Raw genomic sequence first — 22,178 nt, 5'->3', positions numbered from 1 at the left:
TTTTCCGGCGGCAAGCCAGCGAATTTCATCGTTCTCCAGAGTGGAGAGCTCGACCTGCACACACTGGTCGTTGCCGTGTTGGACGCGCCGAAGTCCAAGAGATGGAGAACATCGACGAACTGCTGACACTGCTCTTCGGGTTGTAACGAACGCCACCGTCGCCAAAGGGTCATTCATTTCTTCCCGCCCGTGAGGGGGCGTGGGTCGAAGGTCACGCGGATTCGCTTGATCTTGCCGTTCTCGATGTGACTCCAGTTGGCGACGGCCATGGGTGGCGCCTGGGTCGTGTGGAGCTCGAACCACGTGATCACGTCGTTGCCATCGGTCACCATCTTCCGGATCACGATGTCCGTCGTGATCTTCGACAAACCCTCGAGCCCCTGCCGGCAAGCATCCCCGGTCTCCGCCGTGCCCAATGGACCGACGAAGTTCGCGTCGTCCGCGAGAATCGACCGCAATGTGTCGAAATCCCTGCTCCGCCAGGACTCGAAATACGTCGCCACCAACTTCGCTGCGATGTTCTCTGTCATGGCCCCGACGCTACCCAGGGGCGATGACAGCATCGTGTCAGGATTGCTCAACCCAAGGTTATCGACAGCTGCCTCGAGAAGAGCGAATCCGGGATGCGGTGCATGTACCCCGCTTCGATGGCCACCTCGATGAGCTCGAATTTGCTTCGCGCGCCGAGCTTTTGCTTCATTTTGTCGATGTGCTGCTCCACCGTGCGCCGTGACATCGACAGAATGACCGCGGTCTCCTTCGCGCTCTTTCCGCGAAGAAGAAAAAAGAGGATCTCCGCCTCCCGACGCGTCAAGGTGCCCGTATCGGCCGAGAATCCTTCGACGAGATGGCTCCCGGCACCGACCAGCGCTTTGGGATCCGCGCCCGCGTGGATCCGGCCGAGCACCGAGCCCAACTCGATGATGCCCGGCGACGTGATGTCCACCCCGTAAAACATCGTGCCGATGGGCTCGTCGTTCTCCGAAGAACCTCCGAAAAGAGGTGTCTTCGTCACGAGAAATGCGCGCCACTTGCCGTCGGCGAAGCGATGCACATCCAGGATTCGCAGCGGCTGGCGTGAGCGCAGCACTTCCTGATCTTGCTTCTGAAACATCGGAGCACATGCCACCGTCTCACAGGGCATGTCGAAATCCGTGCGGCCGACGACGTCCTCGGAATGCGGTAATCCGATGAGAACGGCATAAGCTTTGTTGGCATAAAGGAATACCGATTGGCGATCTTTGTACCCCGCAAACGCGGGAATCTCGTCCAAGATCTGCTGCAACAACGGGTGTACTCCTCTACACCCATTTCAATAGAGCAATACCGGCGAGGATCAAGAGTACCGCCCCCAACTTTGGCGGCGAGAGCGATTCGCCCAGTACGCCAATGCTGAGGGCAAATGCCACCACCGCCTCGAGCCCGAGGACGACCACGTAGGTAACGCCCATTTCCTCGTGCTTCATCGCCACGGTTTGGCATGCCGCCCCCATGCAGAAGAGGAGCAGCACCACCACGGTGGGGCCCAGTCGCGTCAGGCCGAGCGAGTACTTCATGAAGAGACCGCCCACGGCGAACAAGAACGACGCGGCCACCAGCAGAAGGAAATTCATGCCGAAAGGTGCTCCACCTTTTTCACGTCGTCGAGGGTCGACACGCGGAGGGGCTTGGCGAGCAGCTCCGCGCCGGCGAGCGGATCCTTCAAGCCGGAGCCGGTGAGGAGCAGAACCACCTTCTCACCGTCGCGCACCAACCCTTGGGCGCGGGCGCTGCACAAGCCGGCAAGCGACGCCGCGGCCGCGGGCTCGACGAAAATGCCTTCTTTGCGGGCGAGATCGACGATGGCCTTCAAAATGTGGCCATCGGACACGGCCAGGAAGCTGCCGCCGGTCTCACGGATGGCGCGAAGAGCCTTGGCGCCATCGCGAGGCATGTCGGCGCAAATGCTGTCGGCGCGACTCGTGGCGTTCACCTTTCGGATGGGAGCTTGGCGCACCCACGCCCGGTGGATGGCTGCGCTCTTGTCGGATTGAACGCCGTAGATGCGCGGCATTCGTTCGAGGAAGCCCAGTTGGAGGAGGTCGTCGAATCCCTTGTGAACGGCCCCCGCGATGCACCCATCGCCCACCGGTACGAAGACGGCATCGGGCGCGCTCATCGGTGCACCGGTGCCGGCGAGTCGTGCGAATTGGATGGCCATCTCGAAGGAGACGGTCTTCTTTCCCTCGGTCATGTATGGATTGTAGCCCGTCGAACGGTTGTACCAGCCGAAGCACTCGCACGCGCGCTGGCAGACCTCGTAGGCCGCATCGTAGTTGCCATTCACGGTGTAGACGCGACTTCCGTACATCACCGCCTGCATGATCTTGGCAATCGGCGCCTGCGCGGGCACGAAGACGATGGCCGTGAGCCCCGCCGAAGCCGCTTGGCTCGCCAGCGAAGCCGCCGCATTGCCGGTGCTCGCCACCGCGATTTTGTCGCGTCGGAAGAACCTTGCATGCGCAACCGCCAGCGCCGAGGCCCGATCCTTCAACGAGCCACTCGGATTGCGCGAATCGTCTTTGACGAACAGCTCCACACCGAGCTCGCGAGACAGCCGCGAACTGCGCAGAAGCGGCGTGCCCCCCACGAGAAGCGTCGACAGGTACGACGCATCGGGAATCGGTAGCAGCGGCGCGAACGACTGCATGATCAGCGGCGCCATCGCGAGGGCCTCCGCGCTACCGAGTTTGCGCTTCACGACCGCGTAGTCATAGCGGACGTCGAGCGGGGAAAATCCCAGTTCGCTCGTTGGATTCGGGCTGCCATAGCGGAGGACGTCCGGCGAGTGCATCGTGCCCGATTCCAAGCACGCGAGGCCCACCACGTGCTCCAAGTTCACGGCGCGCGCCTCGCCCCGAAATCGCGGGCGATCAGGTCCTCGTAGGTCTCGCGCCGCGTGATCCACTCCACCACCCCGTTCGAACGAACGATGACGGCCGCCGCGCGGGGCCGGCCATTGTAATTGCTTTGTTGCTCGATGCAGTACGCACCCGTGCCGAGAACCACCAGGCAATCGCCAATTCGCGTGTTCTTGGGCAGCCAGCGGACATTGGGCAGGCGCCCGCGCCCCGTTTCGTCATGCTGGGAATCCCCCGTATCGCAGAGAGGGCCGCCCAGCCGAAACGCGGTATCGGCAGCCTCCCGGGCGCGATTCCCGGCTACGACATGGTAATACCAATCGTACCAAAGCGTTTCTGGCATGGTGTTGAAGCCGCAATCGCTCAGCAGCCAATCCACTCCGCCCGGTCGCGTTTTCCTTGCTTCGATGGTGCTCAATAGAATACCGGCCGTGCCGATGACGCTGCGACCGGGCTCGATGAAAACATCGAAATCCGCCGGATCCGCGCCCGCGGCCCTCCAAGCGGCCGCCGTCTCCGCCGCCACGTCGGGAATCGAAATGGTCCCGCGCATCAACGCCTGCACGTCCTCGGGAAGCGGGCTTCCATCGCGATGCGCGGGCATCGTCCCCTCGGGAACCAGAGGGATGGGAAGGCCTCCGCCCATGTTCATCGTATCGGCCATGAATCCGGTCTCGCGACCAAACCGCACCATCTCCGCCACCACGTTGCGCATGGCGGAGGAAAAGGCCTCCGTGCGGACGACCTGCGAGCCGACGTGACAGTGGAAGCCTCGGAACTTCAAACAAGGGTACTCGCGGAGAACCCGGGCCACCTCGGGAAGATCTTCGAAGGGCATCCCGAACTTCGAGCCCACGTGCCCCGTCTCGAAGCCTGCCACCGTACCGCCGAGCACCCCCGGAATTACCCGCGGCATGACGTTGGCGGTGAGCCCGAGTCGGCGGGCAACGTCCCCGATGCGCTTCAATTCCGAAATCGAATCGACATTGAAGGCCCGAATGCCCGCGAGCACGCCCTGGGTGACTTCGTCGACGGATTTGGACGTACCGTTGTAGACGACGCGCTCGGGGTTTACGCCGATGTGGCGAGCCTTGAAAAGCTCGCCACCGCTGTTGGCGTCGATGCCGCAATCGAGGGATACCATATGCCGCAGAATCTCCAGATTCGAGCACGCCTTGCTCGCGTACATGATGCGAAATCGCGGATAGTGCGCCTGATAGGCGCGCTGGAGGTGGCGCACGTTTTCGGTGATTTGCGACTCGGAGAACACGAATAGATTCGAGCCAAAGCGCTCGCGCAGGTCCATCACCGAATGATCGCCGACGTGCAACACGCCGTGGTGCTCTTGGAGATACGGTGCAATGATATTTGGGATCATGAGGGGCCTCAGCGCTCTCTCTCGTAAAAAAAGTCGTCCACTGCGACGAAGCGGCGCGTCTCGACGGCCCGGCGGTAGACCAGGTTGCCGAGGGCGAGATCGAGCACGCCGAGACCGAAGGGCGAGAAGATCCGCAGCCTCTCCGGATCGGCCACACGCCGGCCCTCGATCAGATCGGAAATGGTGCCGGTCAAAAAGTCCGCGTGCCCCATCTCCATCTGCGCCAGGTGCAGCGACGTGTTGTTCGACAGCGCGTGCTCGGCACTGTCCACGAAATTCTGAGCCCCGGCGATGATGTCCGCGCCAAGGTCCCGCAGCGAGATGTGAAGGACGATGGGATTGTGCGCGAAGAGCTCCTTGTCCGTGATGTGGGGTGCACCGGCCGACGTCGCGAACACGATGAGATCGCTGGCGACGAGAAGCGATTCGAGGTCGCCCGTGTGGGTGACCACGCGATGGCGCCGGTCCTGGATGACGTTCTTGTGAAAGCGCTCCGGCTCCGCGGGGTTCTTGTCGAAGAGCCGGACTTCATCGATCTCCCAGCCCGTCCCGATCAAGAATTGATAAATATACTTCGAAATGATGCCATTGCCGACGATTCCCAAAGATTTGGCCCGCCGTTTGCCACGTGCCAAATGGTGCGCACCGAGGGTCGCCGATGCGGCGGTGCGGGCGGCGGAGATGAGCGAAGCCTCCACGCACGCCAACGGGTAGCCCGTCTCTTCGTCGTTCAGGATGAGGACGGCGGATGCACGCGGAATCCCTTTTGCTACATTGTCGGGATAGCTCGCGATCCACTTGATGCCGCTGATGCAGTGGTCGCCCATCGCGATACGCGCGGGCAAAGGGATGATGCGCGCGTTGGGTCGATCCGGAAACCGGAGGAAATGGCACGTCGGGGCCGACGCTTTCCCATCCGCATATTGGCGATACGCCTCGGCGATGATGGTTTGACACATTTCGTAGTTGGAGTGGATGATCTCGTGTGCAATGGCCCCACTGATGACTTTGAATTCGAAATTCACGATGTGCTTGTCTCCTACGATGTGAGGGATTTCGCGCCCTGCAACGTAGCGTCGCGAATCAACCGGGCGCACCACTCGTCATTGTACACGGTGTCGAGATAGCTCGTACCCCGGTCGCAGCACAGAAAGAGAACGTCAGGCTTGGCGTGAATCTTCCCATTTCCCAACGTCTTCTTGATGGCCGCATAGACGGAGCCACTCGACCCTCCGGCAAATACACCATCGCGGGCGAAGAGCTCCCGGCAACCTTGCAAAGTTTCGGTCTCGGACACCATGACGACCCGATCGATGGCCGCCTTTCCGACGAGCTCCGGAACGATGCTGGCGCCGATACCTGGAATGTAGCGTTTGCGTGGAGGTCCGCCGAAGATCACCGAACCTACGACGTCCACCGCAATCACCTGGACGTGCTTGAACCTTTCCTTCAGCCGCGTCGAAACGCCCGCGATGGTGCCGCCCGAGCTGACACCGAGGAAGACGTAGTCGAGGTTTTTGACGTGCGCGCAGATCTGGCCGCCGGTCAAATGATAATGCCCCGCCATGCCGTCGAGGTTGCCGTATTGCTCGGTCCAGAACGAATTGGGGATTTCGCCGCAGAGCTCTTTGACTTTCGCGATGCGCGTCTTGAGAAAACCGCCCGTATCGTCGCGCACGCTGACCTTCACGACTTCCCGGCACAGGTTGCGAAGGCACATTTCATTGAGCGCCGAAATGTTGGGGTCGATGACCGGAATGAATCGCAACCCGAGATGGCGGCAGAGAACCGCAAGCGCGATGGCGAAGTTGCCGGACGAGGACTCCACGATGGTGGTCTTCTCGTCGACGATGCCGCGTTCGATGGCCGATTTGACGATCCAAAAGGCAGGCTTGTCTTTGATGCTCCCGATTGGGTTGCAGAACTCGAGCTTTGCTCGAAGATTGGCTGCGGCGAAATCCAGTGGAACGATGGGCGAAGGACGCAAAAAAGCCCGCCCGATGAGATCCATGCGCTCAACCAACGACCCGGAGAACGCAGAGGAAGGCCTCGCGCCGACCGTTGAACGGGCACTTTCCAGTTCCATATTTCGACTCCTGGGGTTCGATGCGCTCCTCGTCCCAATGGCGGAGAGCGCGGCTCGTCCGATGACAATCACCGGGCGCCGACGACAGCGAAACTTTGTATCGCGTCCGCGACGAACTCCAACGAACGATCGACGAGTTACAAATATTTAACCTTCATATCAGCAGCCACGATACCATGTGCCAGGCACTCGTTGGCGCCAGCGGCAATGGCTATCCGTAATAACTACGGAGTCTCGATTCGGCGTTTCTCGAACGGTCGGCGAAGTAGGTCCCAACATGCATTGACCTTTGGGCAGATCCCCCAGCAGCCGTTTTTCTTCCACTTCACCGGCTCGTTCTTTGCGCAGAGCTGCGCGGCGGCGGTGCATCCTGCGGTCGCGCATTTGTCGCGGCGCGCGATGCACGATTGCCGGCAGCTTCCCGTGGTGGAGGCACACGCGCGCCGGCACGCATCGCCCGCCGCTCCCGAGGCACACGAGGCTTTGCACGAGGAGCACGTGTTCGTGCAGCTGGCCTCGCACGACCCGCATGTGTTGCCACAATCGCGCTGGCACTCCTGCTGCTTGAAGAAACACGGATCGTACGAGCACGATTGCTCCCAAGGCAGCTCGCACGCCAGCGGCTGCGGCGTGAAGTCCTCCACCGGAGGGGCCGCCACGGCACAATCCACGGCGAGTGCATCGATCGCGACCGGCTCGGTCCAAGCCGCGGCGGACGTCAAAGGCGGTGCGGCCCCTCGATGCCATCATGACTGCAGGAAAACGTCCAGCGCGCACAGGCACTTCCGCGAGAACGCGCTACGCTTCGGAGCATGTCCACGGGTTCCCCTCGCCAGACTGCCGCGGCGCCGCGAAATTTCACGTTGACCGTCGAGGAGCGGGTTCGCGCAGTGGTCGCCGGTCCGCCGGCGTTCATGCGCCGGAAGCGGCACATCGAAGACCTGGAAGAGTCCATCGCGCGCGGCCTCGTCCTGCTCGACCGCGGCTTGGCCAAACGCCCCGAAACATTGCGCATCCGGCTCGATCGCCAGCTCGTCCAATTGAACGAGCTCATCGAACTTCACAATCGCTATTACCCGGCCGAGGCCAACCTTCGCATGGATCCCATCAGCGGGGAGCTCATCGAAATGGGTAAACCGTGGTCGCCGCTTCCGCAGGCCACCTTCGAAAACCTCCGCGCCCGCGATATCGGTTAACGCAGGCCCGTGGCCACGTGTACCGTGGCGGGCAGTTGGACGTATTCTCCTTTGCGGAAGGCCTGGAAGGCCGTTTCCACTTCTTCGTGAATGCGCTCGAGCGTCTCCGCCGGGGCGCGCGCCAAGAGCTGGCGCAGCGGCCCGGCCATCTCGCGGATGCTTCTCCACACCTGGGTGGGAGTGCCCGGGCACGCCATGACACATCGATGGGTCATCTCCTCCACCTGACGAAAGCCCGCCTCACGCAAAGCTGCAGGCAACGATCCCGGCGAGGCGAAACGCAGCGCGCTCGGAGCATTCGCCGGCGGAGGCGGGACCCCGATGTATTTCGCAATGATGCGAGAATGTAAAAACGCACCCGACTCGTCCGGTGAGCCGCCCCACACGAGAAACGCCGCGCGCGCCCCCGGCTTCAGCACACGCCGCGCTTCGCGCAGAGCCTCCTCCGCGTCCGGAATGTGCATGATCCCCAGGCGGCACGTTACGAGATCGAACGACTCGTCCGGGAACGTCAGCGCGGCGGCATCGGCCCTGCGGCAGCCGATATTGGCCAATCCCTCCGCGCGCGCTGCATCCGCGATGATGGCGAGCATCCCGTCGGACACGTCGGTCGCCGTCACGTAACCGCGAGGACCGACGTCTTTGGCCAGGGCCAGCGCAGGCTCGCCGGCGCCGCTGGCCAGATCGAGAACGTGCATCCCAGGCCAAACGCCCGCGGCTTCGAGAAGCACTTCGGTCAAGACCCGCGTCTGCTCGGCAAACCGAGCACGCCAGCGACGCCAGGCCGCGACCACCTCTGGATCGTCCCATTGGTCCATTTGCCCACTCCTCGTTTTATTCAATTAGCGTGACACATTGCCGAGTATCGAAATAACGAATCGCAGGGAGCATAGAAAGAGCATTACCGCACTCCCGAGGGCGCCGAACGCGGCCAAAGCGCGAATCCAGGGTGGCGCTTGTGTCACGGCAATCGTGTGAAGGAGCGCGGTCGCACCTCCCCCCATGACGCCTCCCAACGCCCCGCCCAAGAACGCCAAGCCAAAGAAAGGCGTCCCGCTCGACGGCGCGAAGCTGCGGTTCGGCCGCACGCGCGAAACCGCGTCGGCGGAAACGACGTCATCCTTGTGAAACAGCGGCGAATCGAGGGTTCTCTCGCAACGCTTCCCCATGGGCAACACCTGCAGAGAACAGGCGTTCCATGGCGCGGAACATTGTTCCGACTAGGGTTCCCACGAGCAAAACGCCCCGGTTCGGACGTGAAGTTCGATGTACCGCCCCAACGTGGGCTCCAGCTCGGAGATGCGGGACAGCGCATCCCGGATGCGCCGTTGTACGTTGACGCGCGCCCGTTCGGACGCGGCACCGGCTTTGCGGCCCCGCCCGCCGAGGCCGACCGCGCGCGCAAGCTCGCCGGCAAGCGACGCGCGTTCATCGCGAATGCGGGCCGCCGTTTCGGCATCACTGCGGGCCTCCGCGTCTTCGAGTGCGCTCCCCAGCTCGGTCAGACGTGTGCGGTATTCCAACTTGGCGCGCTCGTCGAGCAAATCTCCCGAATCACCGAGTTCCACCGATCCGTCGGTGCGGTGCACCAGATCGCCCACGTGGAATTCGCGCCCCGGCTCCCGAAGCAACACGGCCAAATACTGGAGGCCCTTGCTGTCCTTCAACCGCGCCTCACGCCCATCGTGGCGCAATACCCAGAACTCACCGTCTCGTTCGAGCGATGGAGCCGATGCACGCGGCACGGGGGCCGCCGCGGCTCGGCCCAGTGCGGTGAGCGCGCGTCGGGTATGCGCTTCGAAATCGACGAACGTGCCGCGTTGGCAGATGACCAGTGTCTGTTCGAAGTGAACGCGCGCCTTTTCCGGCTCGCCAAGCGCCGTCGCCAGGCGGCCCAAGTAGTACGCCACCGGCCCGATGCTGGCCATGACGCCGGGGTAAATCGTGATTTGGCCGGCATAGGGCAACATCACTTCGTACAACGCGCGAAGCTCCGAGCGGTCGCCAAGTTGGATGAAGATGGGCACCACTTGGGGAAGAAAGGCCCCCATGCCCTGGGGCCACGCGGGTGGAACGAACTTCGAAGCGATGTCGCGCCGTTCGGCCGGCGAAAGCGATTCGCTGCGCACACCCCGGCGTATGGCGAGCCACGATCCCAATCTGGGATTCTTCGGGCTGAGCGCCTCGAGGGCCGCCATGGCCGCGGCCTCGCCAGCTGCATCGCCGCGTACTTCGGCGCGGATCGCGCGATTGGCCTCGATGACGGCCAGCCCGTGAGGGTCGTCGCCGGCGTCGGACAGCTCGCGCACCTCCCGCTCGATGCGCGCGATGAGATCGACGTCGCCCAGGAGCGTCGCCCACGTCAAATGAAGGATCGCGACGTGAAGCCGATACTGCGGCACGCGGATTTCCTCCGCGAGCTGCCTCTGAATGCGCAATTCCACATGGACGACGGCGGGATCGGCCCGCTCGATGGCGTCGATGGCCAATCGTCCGTGCGCATGCACCTCGAGGATCTTGTCGCCAATGCTCGTCGCGAGAAGCGCGAGCTCGCGATCGAGGGCGATGCGCTCGTCGAGGTTGTCGCCCGAACCGTACGCGGCACGCGCAGAATAGATCACGGCCGCGAGCACGCGGCGGTCACCCAGTGCCCGTGCGGCCGCCACCGATTCGCGCGCGAGCATCAGCGATCGGGTGCGATCGGACGCGGGAACCATGGCCGCCGACAGCCGCGCCATCGTGCGGACCCGCAGTTCTTCGCTCATGCTGCCAAGCGACAGCGCTCGCTCGAGCAGGTCGACCAGGCGGCGGTCCACATTTCCGAACCAGAACTCCGAACCATACGCGAGCGCCGCCTGCGCAAACAGATCGGGTCGGCCTGCGCGCTCGGCGAACCCCGCGGCCTGGACACACGTGTCTTTGCCCGCCTGCGCATTGCCCATGCGAATGCGCGAGAGCCCAAGCCTCCAGAGTAGCTCCGCGCGCTGTGCTTCGTCGGTGCATCCCGCGTGATCCCGTGCGACCAACGCGCGCTCGAAATGGCCCGCGGCATCGTCGAAGGCCAGCAGGGCCATGGCACGACGACCGGCGCGTGTCGACAGATCGGCCGCCTCTGGCCAAGAGGCCACCGGCGCGCTCTCGAAGGCGTGATGCGCGAGCTCGGCCAAGTGCGGCTCGACGTCGGTCGCGTGAAACGTCGCGAGCGCACGCGCCGCCTTCGCATGAATGGCCATGCGGCGCGAGGCGGAGAGCCCCTGATAGAGCGCCTCGCGGATCAAAATATGTGCAAAGCGCACGGGACTCGAGGGCAGTGTCCGCGCAATGAGGATGCCCGCCGCGATGCCTTCCTCCGTCGCCTCGAGCACCCGCGCAAGGGGACTCTCGCAAACGAGTTGCAACAGCATCACGGAGCACTCCCGGCCGAGAACCGAGGCGGCATCGAGCACGTCGCGTACGTCGCTCGAAACGCGGGAGACCATTTCCTGCACCGTTTCGCGCACGGAATCGGGCAAGGTGAATCCTGCCGGCAGCGCGGTCGCGTACCCACGCGAGACGAGCAGCTGCGCAAGGGCGTCGACGAAAAGAGGATTGCCCTCCGTTGCCGAGAACACCGCCGCGGCCAGCGCCTCGGGCGGTGCCGCCCCCAATGCGCCTGCGATCCACTGCGTCACCGACGCGCGATCGAGGCGGCCCAACGGGCGCAGCGTTCCCTCGCGGGCGAGCTTCGCCAGCGACGCGGACACCTGCGGGGCCCGCCGCGCCTCCAGCTCGCGGTACGTTCCTACGAGCAGCACGCGCAGGTTGCGAAGCTCGCGCGCCACCACCTGCAGTAGATTCAACGATGCGAGATCGGCGGCGTGGAGATCGTCGAAGACCAGCACGAGAGGCCTCCCCGAGGCCGCACCACGCAAGAATGCGGCAATCGCCATACCGAGCCGCAGAGATTCGACTTCGGGATGACGCGGATCCGCCGGCAAAGGCTCGAGCTGCGCGACGAGGTCCGTCGCCCCGCATGCGTCCAGCACCTGCACCCACGGCCAGCATGCGGGCGCGCCGGAGGCCTCCCACGCGCGACCCCAGTACGCGGAAGCACCCCGCGCTTCCGCGATGGCGGCAAGCTCCTCGGCCAGCCGCGTTTTTCCGATGCCGGGCTCCCCGGAAAGAAGGAAAACACTGCCGCGGCCTGCGATGGCCCGGTCGAGCGCCGCCTCCAGCTCTGCGAGCTCGCGGGCGCGTCCAAGGAGTGTGCGAAAGGCCATACGTCACCGCCCCTTGTTCAGGGCCGCCTCGGCCTTCTTCGCCGATGCGAGGTGCGCTTCGGCCTTGCGGAGTTCGTCGGCCGCATCGTCGTTCGCGCGACGCGCCCGATCCGCCGTCGTACGCGCCGTTTCGGCGTGATCGGCGGCAGCACTCGCCTCCTTGGCGGCCTCGCTCGCCTCGCGCTTGGTCCGCGCGAGGGCCGCCTCCGCGGCTTTGACGGCGTCGGCCAGATGGCGCGCGTTGGACTCGGCATCGTTGGCGGCCTTCTGCGCTTCATCGGCAGCGCGGTTCGTTTCCTTGGCGCGTGCCTCCGCGTGCGCCTTGTTCTTCTTCGCCGCTGCGAGCGCCTCTTCGGCCTTGCGCCGCGCTTCGGCGACGGCTTTGCGCTGGTGCGAGGAATCGGCGGGTGCTTTGGGCGGCGCCTTCGCGGCGGGCTCCTTCTTCTTGATCGGAGGGGGAAGCTCCTCGCCGTCCCCCAGCACCTCGAGCAACGCATCGAAGCCCGGCGGGGCAAGCTCTTTGGAAAGCCGCCCCGGCTCTGCGTCACCCCACCGGTTCAAGGTCGAGATGAACGTCAGCGTCTCGCCAATGCGATCCAACGTCAGGTCGGACGCGGCAAGTCCCCCCTTCTGCAAAATGGTTCGCGCAACCTGGAGCAGCGCGTCGATGGCCGCGCGCTGCGCCTGTTGCGCGGCAAACACCTCCCGCACGCCGCTGGCCCCCTTGCGATGCGCCCGCCGCAGGGAGGCGCCCGCCTCGTGGAGCGCATCGAGCTCGTCCGAGGCATGACGGTACAATTGATTCACCGCCCACGCGGCCGCCGACGGCTTGGGGAGCGCGGCAATGTGCGCGGCGCCCTCCTTGTCGCCTTCCTTCTTCGCGCGTGTGGCCAGCGCCTTGCGTACATCGATGAACTCCGACAACGGGACCGAGTAGAGCCCATCGATTTCCTCTTCCGAAACGGCGGCCATCGCGGCCCCTGACTTTACCGCACGTACACCTCGCGACCATCGACCATCGTGCGAAGCACCCGCGTTCGGGCAATTTGGTCCGCCGGAATGGCGTAGATATCGCGATCGATGACGATCATGTCGGCGCGTTTTCCGACTTCGAGGCTGCCCGTGCGCGTTTCGGAGCGCATCAGGCGCGCCGCGTTCACCGTATACGCGCGAAGGGCTGCGTCGAGGTTGGGCAGGGCTTGCGCACCCCGCGTCAGGGCATGCTGCATGCCCGCGAACGGATTGAGATCCCACACGTCATAGTCCGAGCTGAGGGTCACGATGGCGCCGCTGTCGTGCAGATCGCGCACACGCCACGCGCGCTCGTTGATGCGATCGGCACCCACGAAGGGCTCGAGCTCGTGCAGATGCGCGGGGTCGTTCTCCTCGGAGAGCTGCACGTCCGCAAACACGCCGAGGGCCCGAAAACGGGGCAGATCCTGCGGATGCACGAGCTCCACGTGCGTGAGCCGGTGGCGTGCGCCCGTCCCGCCTGGCAAGCTGCGCGCCGCCTCGATGGCGTCGAGCGCCTGCCGCACCCCGCGATCGCCGATGGCGTGGATGTGCATGTCGAAGCCCGCCGCTTGCAGCTCGCGCACGTAACGCGCGAGGCGTGGCCCGTCGAAATAATTGAGCCCGCGCGGTGCCCCCAGCGTCTTCGAGCGATACGGCTCGAGCAATGCAGCCGTCGTATTCTGGGTCAACCCGTCCGCGTAAATCTTGATTTGCGTCTGCCGCACCATACCGCCATCGTCGCGACGCATCTGGGAGAGCGCCGCAAGCTGCGCATCGTCGGCCTTCAATGGATAAGCCCATAGGCCCAGCACCATGCGCACCGTCATTTCGCCGCGTTCTTCGGCCCGGCGATACGCATCCAGGTGCCCGCGCCCCCAATAGACACGCGCGTCACAGGCCGAGGTAATGCCATATTCGTTGTCGTGGGCCATCCCATCGAGCAAGGCGCGATAATTGATTTCGTCCAGCTCCGGACTGCGCGCGAGCGCACGGTCCCATGGCCACTCGCCGGCGGCGTCGACGAGCACACCGTTCGGCGTTCCGTCCGCCGCACGCAACACGATGCCGCCGGGCGGATCGGGCGTGTGCGCATCGATGCCGAGCACCTGCAGCGCACGCGAATTCACCCAGGTGCTGTGCGACGTCTCCTCCAAAATGGCCACCGGCCGATCGGGAATGGCCGCATCGAGGATGGCGCGCGGTGTGCGCGAGGCCGCGAGAAGCGTGGAAATGCGATGGCCGGAGCCGAGCACCCACGAAGTCCCTTTGGAGACGGAGCACTTCGACACGGTGCGAATGTAATCTTCGGCGTCGTTCACGTTCGGATCCAGCCTGCATCGGATGATGGGCAGGTGCGCTTCCAGCGTGTGCTGATGCACATCGTGCAAGCCCGGAAGCACGACGCGCCCTTGGAGATCCAGCACGCGGGTGCTGGCGCCGACGTAGCTCGCCGCACCGTCGTTCGCGCCGACGAAGACGATGGCACCATTGCGCACGGCCACGGACTCCGCCCATGGCTGCGCATCGTTCATGGTGCGAATGCGGCCGTTGCGCCAGACGAGGTCGGCCGGGATGCGCTCGGTGGCGCAAGCGGTCAACGGGCCCAGCATCATCAATGCGCCCATCAAAAGTGAATATTGGCCATTCATCGAAGACAGCATGTCGGCCTTACCTTAAATTTGGCTGATCGCCCGATGCGCATTCTACTCCTCGAAGATCACGATGAAACCCGCCAGGCCGTCGAATCGCGGCTTCGTGGCGAGGGGCTCGCCGTGGTGACCGCACGCACGCTGGAGGAGGCCGGTGCGCTGCTGCGAGCTGAGCCCTTCGATGTGCTGGTGCTCGACCGCACCGTGCCGGATGGCGATGCGCGGGACGGTCTTCGGGCGTGGCGGAGCACGGGCATTGCGACGCCGGCGTTGTTCCTCACCGCACGCGACACCGTTCGCGATCGGGTCGACGGGCTCGATGCCGGCGGCGACGACTACCTCACCAAGCCATTTGCCATGGCCGAACTCTTCGCGCGCGTCCGTGCCCTCGGTCGCCGGGGTCCTTTGCCGCAGCAGCCCATCGTGCGGATCGGCGAGGTGGAGATCGATCTCGGCCGGCGCGAGGTGCGGCGCGCCGGTGTGCTCCTGCCCTTGCGGCCCAAAGAGCGCTCGGTCCTCGAGCTTCTCGCATCGAGGCAAGGGCGCGTGGTCTCGCGCGAGGAGCTGGTGCGGCATTGCTGGGATGCGGCGGAGACGCTCGCGTCGAACGTCGAGGAGGCCACCATCGCCTCGCTCCGGCGCAAGCTCGGGGTACCCGGCCTCGTTCGCACGGTGCGCGGCGTGGGATACGTCCTCGAGGATCCATGCCGCTGAACGATGGCCATGCACCGCGCGCCCGGCTCGAGCTCGATCGCCTTGCCCGGCGCACGGCGCGGGTGTACTCGCTCGCGTGGTCGGCGGCGCTGGTCGCCCTTGCGACCTTCGCGGTGGTGGCATTCGGTCGCGCGCGCGATGCCGACTTCGACGCGCGCCTCGCCGTTCATGCGACGGCCGTGTATGGCCTGACCTATTTCGATGCGCAAGGCCGCTACCATGTCGAGCCACTCGTGCGTGAGCCCGACATCGTGCACGGACCTTTCGACATTTACGTCGTCGACTCGGACGACAAGACGTTGCTCTATGCCACCGAGCCCCGGCGGTACGCCATCGATCCCAACGATCTGCATGCGGCGCCGCACGATGCGGTGCTGGCCAATGGGCAGCGAATTCGCGTTCTGACGAAGACGACCTTCGACGATGCGGATCGACCCCGGGCTACCATCGTGGTCGCAGGCGATCCCGCACCGCATCGCGCCGAGCAGACGCGTTTCACCGTGTGGATCGTGATGGCCACCGCGGCTCTTGCCGCGCTCGGCGTGCTCGTGGCGCGCGTCATGACCGAGCGAACGCTCCGTCCGGCGCGCCGCGCCTTGGAGGTGCGGGAGCGCTTTCTTCAAACGGCGGCGCACGAGTTGCGAACACCCGTCACCGGGCTCGTCGCCGCCGTCGAAGCGGGCTCCGTCGAAGGGCCCATTGCCAAGCTAACGCACGAGGCATCGCGGGTGCTGGAGCAGGTGCTCGCCTATGCGCGGCTCGACGCGGATCTCACCGAGGTGCACGCCGAGCCGTTGCGATTGGACCTTCTGGTCGAGTCGCTCGCCAGCGAGGACATCGCCATCGAGGCGGAGCCCTCCATCGTGCGCGGCGACCCACGTCTCCTCGAAGTGGCGATTCGCAATTTGCTCTCGAACGCAGAACGCCACGGGGGCGGCGTGCGTGCCGTTCACGTCGCCAATGGGCGCGTATCCGTGCGCGATGCGGGTCCGGGTTATCCGGCAGGAGGCAGCCGCGGCTGGGGCCTTGGCCTCGGTATCGTTCAACGCATTGCCGCCATTCACGGCGGTACGTTTTCGTTGCGCAACCACCCGGACGGTGGTGCCGTGGCCACGTTCGAAATACCGATTACGCATGGTCTATCCAAATGATTGGAAATGGATCGTTTCGACGGACCAGCCATCCCCTATTCTTTTTTGCGCAATGACCACGTCGAAGATGCCGGTGCTCGAGATCCCGCCGGGCGGACGGGGCACGCCACCGCACCGCCACAAGCGAGCTCCGCGCTCATGAGGCTCATTCTCCCGACCAGGTGCCCAGCGATTCCCCGCCGGCGTCGAACACCACGTTGGTTACGGCCAGGCTCACTGAAAGAACGATATCGGCCAAGTCTTCGAAACGGCTACGACGGTGCGTTCATTGCTGCATGGGTTTTACATCGATGTTGCCGAGCGAAACTACGTTGAACATTTTTGCCAAGCCCGATCCGCTCCGCGATATTCTGGGCGATCTTCGCATCAGCGGTTTGTCCTACGGTCGCTGCGAGCTTCGTGAACCGTGGGGTATCGAGCTGCCAGCGCAACGCGAAGCGCGCTTTCACTTCGTCGCCGCAGGTTCGACGCTCTTGAAGGCCCCCGACGGCACATGGCACCGCCTCGACGCGGGCGACGTCGTGCTCTTGCCGCGCGGCGATGCGCACGCGCTCGCATCGAGCGAAACGGTACAATGCACGCCGCTGCCGGACATCGTGCGCGAGGAGATCGGCCATCGCACCTATCGCCTGGCGCTCGATGGCTGCCATCCACCGGGTGCGATTCTTTTTTGCTCCAGCGTGTCCTTCGATGCGCCGTCGGCGCATCCTTTGATCGAGCTCATGCCCGCACAATTGATCGTCCGCGCGGCGGGCGAGGCACTCGAGCCGCTGTTGAGAATCATGGCGGACGAGATCCTCGCCGAGAAAATGGGCTCGGCCACCGTGCTCACGCGACTGGCGGACGTGGTCATCACCCGCGTGATCCGCACTTGGTCGGAAGCGCAGCCAAGCAACGGCGACGGATGGCTCTCGGCCATCCGCGATCCGAAAATCGGACGCGCGCTTGCGGCCATCCACCGGGAGCCCGGGCGGCATTGGTCGCTGGCAGCGTTGGCGCATCTCGCGGGCTGTTCCAGTTCCAGCTTCCGCGACCGCTTCACGCGGAGCGTGGGAACCCCGCCCGCGAAATACGCGGCGCGCTGGCGCATGCACGTGGCGGGCACGATCTTGCGCGACCAACGACTCAGCAACGGTGAGGTGGGGGCGAAACTCGGCTACGACTCGGTGACGGCGTTCACGCGTGCCTTCAGGCGCATCACGGGAAAGTCGCCGGGCTCACTTCGGCGCATACCGACGTAGCGATTGCGTCGCCCGCAAGAGCGCGCGCATCTCCGCCAGGCCTCCCTCGAAGGCGCCGGCGCTACGCGCCTGGACCAGAATGTTGCCCAGCGCGGTCGCTTCCACCGGGCCCGCCACCACGGGAAGGCGGCATGCATCCGCGGTGAGCTGGCAGAGAAGCTCGTTGTTCGCGCCGCCGCCCACGATATGAACCTCGTCGACCCGCCGCCCGGAAAGCCGCGCGGCGTCGTCGATCGCCCGGCGGTGGGCCTCCGCGAGGCTGTCCAGAATGCAGCGCACGGTCTCGGCGCGGGTTCGCGGGACGGGCTGGCCTGCGTCCTCGCACGCGCTCGCGATGCGGGCGGGCATGTCGCCGGGGGGCATGAAGCGCGGATCGTTGGCGTCCACGACGCTGCGACGCGCAGGGACCTCGGCGGCCTCGCGCAGGAGCGTGTCGAGCTCCGTCGAGGCTTCCCAGACGCGCTGGCACTCTTGCAAGAGCCAAAGGCCAGTGACGTTGCGCAAATAGCGAATGGTGCCGTCGACGCCCACTTCGTTGGTGAAATTCGCCTTGCGGCTCGCCTCGCTCCGAATCGGCGCTTCGAGCTCCAATCCCACGAGCGACCAGGTGCCCGCGCACACGTAGGCGGCGTGCGCATCGGCTCGGGCGGGCACGCCGGCCACCGCCGATGCCGTGTCATGCGATCCGACGTTGTAAACCGTGGAATCAAAGCCGACTTCGTCGCGCACGTGCGGAAGGAGCCGTCCTAGCTCGTCCCCCGGCCGCCGAAGCGGCGGAAAGAGATTCACGTCCACGCCGGCGGCCTCCGCCAGAGTGCGCGACCAAACGCTGGCGCGCGGATCGAGGAGGCCCGTGGTCGATGCATTGGTCAGCTCGGTGCCTGCGACGCCGGTGAGCCAATATCCGATTAAATCCGGAATGAGCAGCGCCTGCTTCGCCATCGACGACGCCGGCGTCCCCCGCTCGGCGGCGAGCTGAAAGACCGTATTGAATGGCTGAAACTGAATTCCCGTTTGCGAATAAAGCTCTTCGTGCGGAACTTTGGCCAGCACCTCGGCGACGCCCCGCGCGGTGCGCTCGTCGCGGTAGTGAACCGGATTGCCAATCAGGGCGCCCCGCGCATCGAGCAGTCCATAATCGACGGCCCACGAATCGATGCCGATGCCGTCGACCGGGCCGGCGGCTCGCAATCCATCGAGGATACCCTTGTACAATGCAAGGATATCCCAGTGCAGCGTTTCACCCACGCGCACGGGGCGATTCGCAAAACGATGGACCTCGGTGAGATCCAAGGACCGCGGCCCCACGCTTCCCACCATGACGCGTCCGCTGGACGCGCCAAGGTCGACCGCGGCAAAGGTCTTCACCGCAGGAACGCGGCCGCTACCCCCGCATCCACGGGCACGTGAAGCCCGGTGGTGTGGGTAAGCTCGCCGCCCGTGAGGGCAAAGACGGCATTGGCGACATGCTCGGGCAGCACTTCGCGCTTGAGCAAGGTGCGCTGGGCGTAATACGCGCCCAGCTCCTCCTCTTTGACGCCGTAAACGGCCGCGCGCTGCGCGCCCCACCCGCCGGCGAAAATGCCGGAGCCCTGGACGACCCCGTCGGGGTTCACGCCATTGACGCGGATCCCGTGGGCGCCCAGCTCCGCGGCCAAGAGCCGCACTTGGTGGGCCTGATCGGCCTTGCTGGCGCCGTAGGCCACGTTGTTCGGTCCCGCGAACACGGCATTTTTGCTGGTGATGTACACGATGTCGCCGCCCCCGCCCTGCGCGATCATCATGCGGGCGCCTTCGCGCGAGACCAAGAACGAGCCGCGCGCCATCACGTCGTGCTGCAGGTCCCAGTCTTGAACGCTGGTCTCGAGCAGCGACTTCGAAACGGACAGGCCTGCGTTGTTCACCACCAGATCGACGCCACCGAAGGCCAGCGCCCCGGCGGCGAACGCCGCGGCAATTTGCGTTTCGTCGGTCACGTCGGCCGGCACCGCAATGGCCTTGTCGCGATTGCCCAGCTCGCGCGCGGTCGCCTGCGCCGCTTCGGCGTTGCGATCGGTCACCACGACGCACGCGCCCTCCGCGGAGAGCCGTTTCGCAATGGCTTTGCCGATGCCCGAGCCCGCACCGGTCACCAGCGCCACGCGCGAGGCCAGCGCCTTTGGCTTCGGTTGGCGGCGCAATTTCGCTTCCTCGAGCGCCCAATATTCGATGCGGAATTTCTCGCGCTCGTCGATGGGCGCATACCGCGATACGGCTTCGGCGCCGCGCATCACGTTGATGGCATTGATGTAGAACTCGCCGGCCACGCGCGCCGTCTGCGCATCCGCACCGAAGGAGAACATGCCCACGCCGGGCACCAGCACGATGGCCGGATCGGCCCCGCGCATCGGCGGCGAATCCGCGCTCGCGTGGCGCTCGTAATACGCGCGGTACTCCTTGCGGTACTCCACGTGAAGTTCGCGCAGGCGCGCGATGACGTCCTCCAGGGGTGCCGAGGCCGGGCGGTCCAGCACCATGGGCCGCACCTTCGTGCGAAGGAAATGGTCCGGGCACGAGGTGCCCAGCATGGCCAGCTGGGGATGCTTGCTCCGAGCCAGAAACTCGAGCACCGGCGCGGCATCGGTGAAGTGCCCCACCTGCCGCCGATCGGTCGAGGCGAGTCCTCGAATCACCGGCGCGAGCTGCGCCGCGCGCGCACGCCGTTCGGTCTCCGGCAGCGGCCCGTATCCATCGAGCGCCGGGCCGAAGGGTTCCGCGGAGCCGTGCTCCTTCAGAAAACGCGCGGCCGTGCGGATGATCTCCAGCGAGTGCGCCTCCGCCTCCTCGGAGCTATTGCCCCAAGCGGTAATGCCATGTCCGCCGAGAATGCAACCGATGGCCTGGGGGTTTTCCTGCTGAATGCGGGCGATATCCAATCCCAATTGAAATCCTGGCCGCCGCCAAGGCACCCACACGACCCGCGGGCCGAAGCATTGCCGGGTGAGCTTTTCGCCATCGGCGGCCGTGGCCAGCGCAATGCCCGAATCGGGGTGCAAATGGTCGACGTGCGGGGCATTGACCAGGCCGTGCATGGCCGTGTCGATCGACGGGGCGGCGCCGCCTCGCCCGTGCAGGCAAAAGTCGAACGCGGCGACCATCTCGTCTTCGCGTTCGACCCCCGGGTACACGTCCACGAGGCCGCGCAGTCGGTCCAAACGCAATACGGCCAGCCCCGACTCGGTGAGCGTACCCAAGTCGCCGCCCGAGCCTTTGACCCAGAGCAGCTCCACGGGCTTGCCCGTCACCGGATCGGTATCGGTACCCTTCGCCGAAGTATTGCCACCTGCGTAATTCGTATTGGCCGGATCGGCCCCCAACCGATTCGAGCGCGCAATCAATTGATCGACGATGCGCATCAGGCCGCCCATCCCGATTGCTTGCCCGACTTGCGCCCCGCCTCGATGCGCTCTTGGTAGCCGGATCGGCGGTAGGCCTCCATGGGATTCGGGTCGAGCCCCATTTCTTGGCGCAGCTCGGCCAGCATGGGCCTCACGTCGGTGTTGAAGGCATCCATGAAGGCCTCGTTGGCGCGCAGCACGTCGCCGCTGCGTTGCGCGTCGACGAGCGCCTCGCGATCGACCAGCAGCGCCTTGGCGGTGGCCTCCTGAACGTTGCACACCGAGCGAATCTGGCCGGGGATTTTCGGCTCGATGTTGTGGCACTGGTCGAGCATGAAGGCGACACCGGCATCGCGGTCGAAGCCGCCGCCGCGAACCACCTCGTACATGATTCGGAACAATTGAAAGGGATCCGCCGCGCCCACGATCAAATCGTCATCGGCGTAGAAGCGCGAATTGAAGTCGAAGGCGCCCAGCTTCTTCACTCGGAGGAGGAAGGCTACGATGAATTCGATGTTCGTGCCCGGGGCATGATGACCGGTGTCGACACACACCTGTGCCCGCTCACCGAGCTGCAGGCAGTGCGCATAGGCGGTGCCCCAATCGGGCACATCCATCGTATAGAAGGCCGGCTCGAATAGTTTGTATTCGAGCAACATGCGCTGGTCCTTTCCCAACCGGTCGTAGACCCGCATCAATGCCTCGGACAGGCGCTCCTGCCGCGTTCGCATATCGTCTTGGCCGGGGTAGTTCGTCCCGTCGGGGAACCACAGTTTGAGATCCCGCGAACCGGTTTGGTCCATGATGTCGACGCACTCGAGCAGGTGCGCGAGGGCCTTCTTGCGCACCGCCGGATCGGGATTGGTGACGCTGCCCAGTTTGTAGTCGTCGTCCTGGAACACGTTGGCGTTGATGGCGCCAATCTCGATCCCGAGTGCACGTGCGTGCCGCGAGAGCTTCGCGTAGTCGTCGACCTTGTCCCAAGGGATGTGCAATGCCACGCGTGGCGCGATTCCGGTGAAGGCATGGACTTGCGCCGCGTCGTCGAGCTTCTCCTCGACGGTGCGAGGCACGCCCGCCTGCGTGAACACTTTGAAACGCGTGCCACAGTTGCCGTAGGCCCACGAGGGCGTCTCGATCTGTTGCGTGCGTAACTTTGCTTTGACCGACGCGCTCATTTTAAGGGCCTCCGGGGACACTTGAAACGTTTCAT

At 64.9% G+C, this 22,178-nt stretch carries 19 protein-coding genes; 4 read left to right on the top strand and 15 right to left on the bottom strand.

Annotated elements, in window-relative coordinates:
• Positions 1–173 precede the first annotated feature (173 nt).
• The 8 genes from LZC95_01605 to LZC95_01570 all read right to left on the bottom strand — a co-directional run bounded on the left by LZC95_01605 (position 174) and on the right by LZC95_01570 (position 7,086).
• Positions 174–530, bottom strand: coding sequence for a nuclear transport factor 2 family protein (locus tag LZC95_01605; GenBank protein ID WXA95537.1), 357 nt, complete (start codon positions 528–530; stop codon positions 174–176).
• A gap of 47 nt (positions 531–577) precedes the next feature.
• Positions 578–1,288 (bottom strand): helix-turn-helix transcriptional regulator, encoded by a 711-nt coding sequence (locus LZC95_01600; GenBank protein ID WXA95536.1) that lies wholly within the window; start codon positions 1,286–1,288, stop codon positions 578–580.
• Positions 1,289–1,301: 13 nt separating this feature from the next.
• Positions 1,302–1,613: an SMR family transporter gene (locus LZC95_01595; GenBank protein ID WXA95535.1), complete on the bottom strand. Its 312-nt coding sequence runs from the start codon at positions 1,611–1,613 to the stop codon at positions 1,302–1,304.
• Positions 1,610–2,881 (bottom strand): threonine synthase, encoded by a 1,272-nt coding sequence (thrC, locus tag LZC95_01590; GenBank protein WXA95534.1) that lies wholly within the window; start codon positions 2,879–2,881, stop codon positions 1,610–1,612. Before thrC ends, LZC95_01595 begins: the two co-directional genes overlap by 4 nt.
• Positions 2,878–4,278, bottom strand: a complete 1,401-nt coding sequence (lysA, locus tag LZC95_01585; protein WXA95533.1) for a diaminopimelate decarboxylase — start codon at positions 4,276–4,278, stop codon at positions 2,878–2,880. Before lysA ends, thrC begins: the two co-directional genes overlap by 4 nt.
• Before the next feature lie 8 nt (positions 4,279–4,286).
• Entirely contained in the window at positions 4,287–5,303 is a 1,017-nt protein-coding gene (gene sbnB / locus LZC95_01580) for a 2,3-diaminopropionate biosynthesis protein SbnB (GenBank protein WXA95532.1), read from the bottom strand.
• Positions 5,304–5,317: 14 nt separating this feature from the next.
• Complete coding sequence (sbnA, locus tag LZC95_01575) at positions 5,318–6,289, bottom strand: 2,3-diaminopropionate biosynthesis protein SbnA (GenBank protein WXA95531.1); 972 nt, start codon at positions 6,287–6,289, stop codon at positions 5,318–5,320.
• Positions 6,290–6,588: 299 nt separating this feature from the next.
• On the bottom strand, positions 6,589–7,086 hold the full coding sequence (locus tag LZC95_01570) for a hypothetical protein (GenBank protein WXA95530.1): 498 nt from the start codon (positions 7,084–7,086) through the stop codon (positions 6,589–6,591).
• A gap of 90 nt (positions 7,087–7,176) precedes the next feature.
• Between LZC95_01570 and LZC95_01565 the strand changes: the two genes are divergently transcribed.
• On the top strand, positions 7,177–7,560 hold the full coding sequence (locus LZC95_01565) for a hypothetical protein (protein WXA95529.1): 384 nt from the start codon (positions 7,177–7,179) through the stop codon (positions 7,558–7,560).
• Here LZC95_01565 and LZC95_01560 read toward each other — a convergent pair.
• From LZC95_01560 to LZC95_01545, 4 genes are all read right to left on the bottom strand, one after another.
• Positions 7,557–8,378: a class I SAM-dependent methyltransferase gene (locus LZC95_01560; protein WXA95528.1), complete on the bottom strand. Its 822-nt coding sequence runs from the start codon at positions 8,376–8,378 to the stop codon at positions 7,557–7,559. The genes LZC95_01565 and LZC95_01560 overlap by 4 nt on opposite strands.
• A gap of 402 nt (positions 8,379–8,780) precedes the next feature.
• Positions 8,781–11,819: an AAA family ATPase gene (locus LZC95_01555; GenBank protein WXA95527.1), complete on the bottom strand. Its 3,039-nt coding sequence runs from the start codon at positions 11,817–11,819 to the stop codon at positions 8,781–8,783.
• Positions 11,820–11,822: 3 nt separating this feature from the next.
• Positions 11,823–12,791 (bottom strand): hypothetical protein, encoded by a 969-nt coding sequence (locus LZC95_01550; protein ID WXA95526.1) that lies wholly within the window; start codon positions 12,789–12,791, stop codon positions 11,823–11,825.
• Between the two features lie 14 nt (positions 12,792–12,805).
• A complete protein-coding gene (locus LZC95_01545) occupies positions 12,806–14,494 on the bottom strand; it encodes an amidohydrolase (protein WXA95525.1) in 1,689 nt (562 codons plus the stop codon).
• 33 nt (positions 14,495–14,527) lie between these two features.
• On the opposite strand from LZC95_01545, the gene LZC95_01540 reads away from it, so the two are divergent.
• From LZC95_01540 to LZC95_01530, 3 genes are all read left to right on the top strand, one after another.
• On the top strand, positions 14,528–15,196 hold the full coding sequence (locus LZC95_01540; GenBank protein WXA95524.1) for a response regulator transcription factor: 669 nt from the start codon (positions 14,528–14,530) through the stop codon (positions 15,194–15,196).
• Positions 15,187–16,347, top strand: a complete 1,161-nt coding sequence (locus tag LZC95_01535) for an ATP-binding protein (protein ID WXA95523.1) — start codon at positions 15,187–15,189, stop codon at positions 16,345–16,347. Before LZC95_01540 ends, LZC95_01535 begins: the two co-directional genes overlap by 10 nt.
• Before the next feature lie 290 nt (positions 16,348–16,637).
• A complete protein-coding gene (locus LZC95_01530; GenBank protein ID WXA95522.1) occupies positions 16,638–17,588 on the top strand; it encodes an AraC family transcriptional regulator in 951 nt (316 codons plus the stop codon).
• Here LZC95_01530 and LZC95_01525 read toward each other — a convergent pair.
• From LZC95_01525 to rhaI, 3 genes are read right to left on the bottom strand one after another with little or no spacing between them, the layout of a single operon-like run.
• A complete protein-coding gene (locus LZC95_01525; GenBank protein WXA95521.1) occupies positions 17,565–18,956 on the bottom strand; it encodes a rhamnulokinase in 1,392 nt (463 codons plus the stop codon). The genes LZC95_01530 and LZC95_01525 overlap by 24 nt on opposite strands.
• Positions 18,953–20,995 (bottom strand): bifunctional aldolase/short-chain dehydrogenase, encoded by a 2,043-nt coding sequence (locus LZC95_01520; GenBank protein ID WXA95520.1) that lies wholly within the window; start codon positions 20,993–20,995, stop codon positions 18,953–18,955. The genes LZC95_01525 and LZC95_01520 overlap by 4 nt, the downstream gene beginning before the upstream one ends.
• The gene (gene rhaI, locus LZC95_01515) at positions 20,983–22,143 is read right to left on the bottom strand and encodes an L-rhamnose isomerase (protein WXA95519.1); all 1,161 of its coding nucleotides are present in this window, start codon (positions 22,141–22,143) and stop codon (positions 20,983–20,985) included. The genes LZC95_01520 and rhaI overlap by 13 nt, the downstream gene beginning before the upstream one ends.
• Positions 22,144–22,178: the final 35 nt, after the last annotated feature.

The sequence above is a fragment of the Sorangiineae bacterium MSr12523 genome, from assembly GCA_037157775.1.
Classification (GTDB): Bacteria; Myxococcota_A; Polyangia; order Polyangiales; family Polyangiaceae; genus Pendulispora; species Pendulispora brunnea.
This window is presented reverse-complemented; position numbering and strand designations above follow the sequence as displayed.

Coding starts and splice junctions, on each gene's coding strand:
- LZC95_01540 (WXA95524.1), top strand. CDS start 14,528: ATGCGCATTCTACTCCTCGAAGATCACGATGAAACCCGCCAGGCCGTC.
- rhaI (WXA95519.1), bottom strand. CDS start 22,143: ATGAGCGCGTCGGTCAAAGCAAAGTTACGCACGCAACAGATCGAGACG.
- lysA (WXA95533.1), bottom strand. CDS start 4,278: ATGATCCCAAATATCATTGCACCGTATCTCCAAGAGCACCACGGCGTG.
- sbnA (WXA95531.1), bottom strand. CDS start 6,289: ATGGATCTCATCGGGCGGGCTTTTTTGCGTCCTTCGCCCATCGTTCCA.
- LZC95_01605 (WXA95537.1), bottom strand. CDS start 530: ATGACAGAGAACATCGCAGCGAAGTTGGTGGCGACGTATTTCGAGTCC.
- LZC95_01520 (WXA95520.1), bottom strand. CDS start 20,995: ATGGGCGGCCTGATGCGCATCGTCGATCAATTGATTGCGCGCTCGAAT.
- LZC95_01555 (WXA95527.1), bottom strand. CDS start 11,819: ATGGCCTTTCGCACACTCCTTGGACGCGCCCGCGAGCTCGCAGAGCTG.
- LZC95_01565 (WXA95529.1), top strand. CDS start 7,177: ATGTCCACGGGTTCCCCTCGCCAGACTGCCGCGGCGCCGCGAAATTTC.
- LZC95_01550 (WXA95526.1), bottom strand. CDS start 12,791: ATGGCCGCCGTTTCGGAAGAGGAAATCGATGGGCTCTACTCGGTCCCG.
- LZC95_01545 (WXA95525.1), bottom strand. CDS start 14,494: ATGCTGTCTTCGATGAATGGCCAATATTCACTTTTGATGGGCGCATTG.
- LZC95_01595 (WXA95535.1), bottom strand. CDS start 1,613: ATGAATTTCCTTCTGCTGGTGGCCGCGTCGTTCTTGTTCGCCGTGGGC.
- LZC95_01535 (WXA95523.1), top strand. CDS start 15,187: ATGCCGCTGAACGATGGCCATGCACCGCGCGCCCGGCTCGAGCTCGAT.
- LZC95_01530 (WXA95522.1), top strand. CDS start 16,638: ATGTTGCCGAGCGAAACTACGTTGAACATTTTTGCCAAGCCCGATCCG.
- LZC95_01560 (WXA95528.1), bottom strand. CDS start 8,378: ATGGACCAATGGGACGATCCAGAGGTGGTCGCGGCCTGGCGTCGCTGG.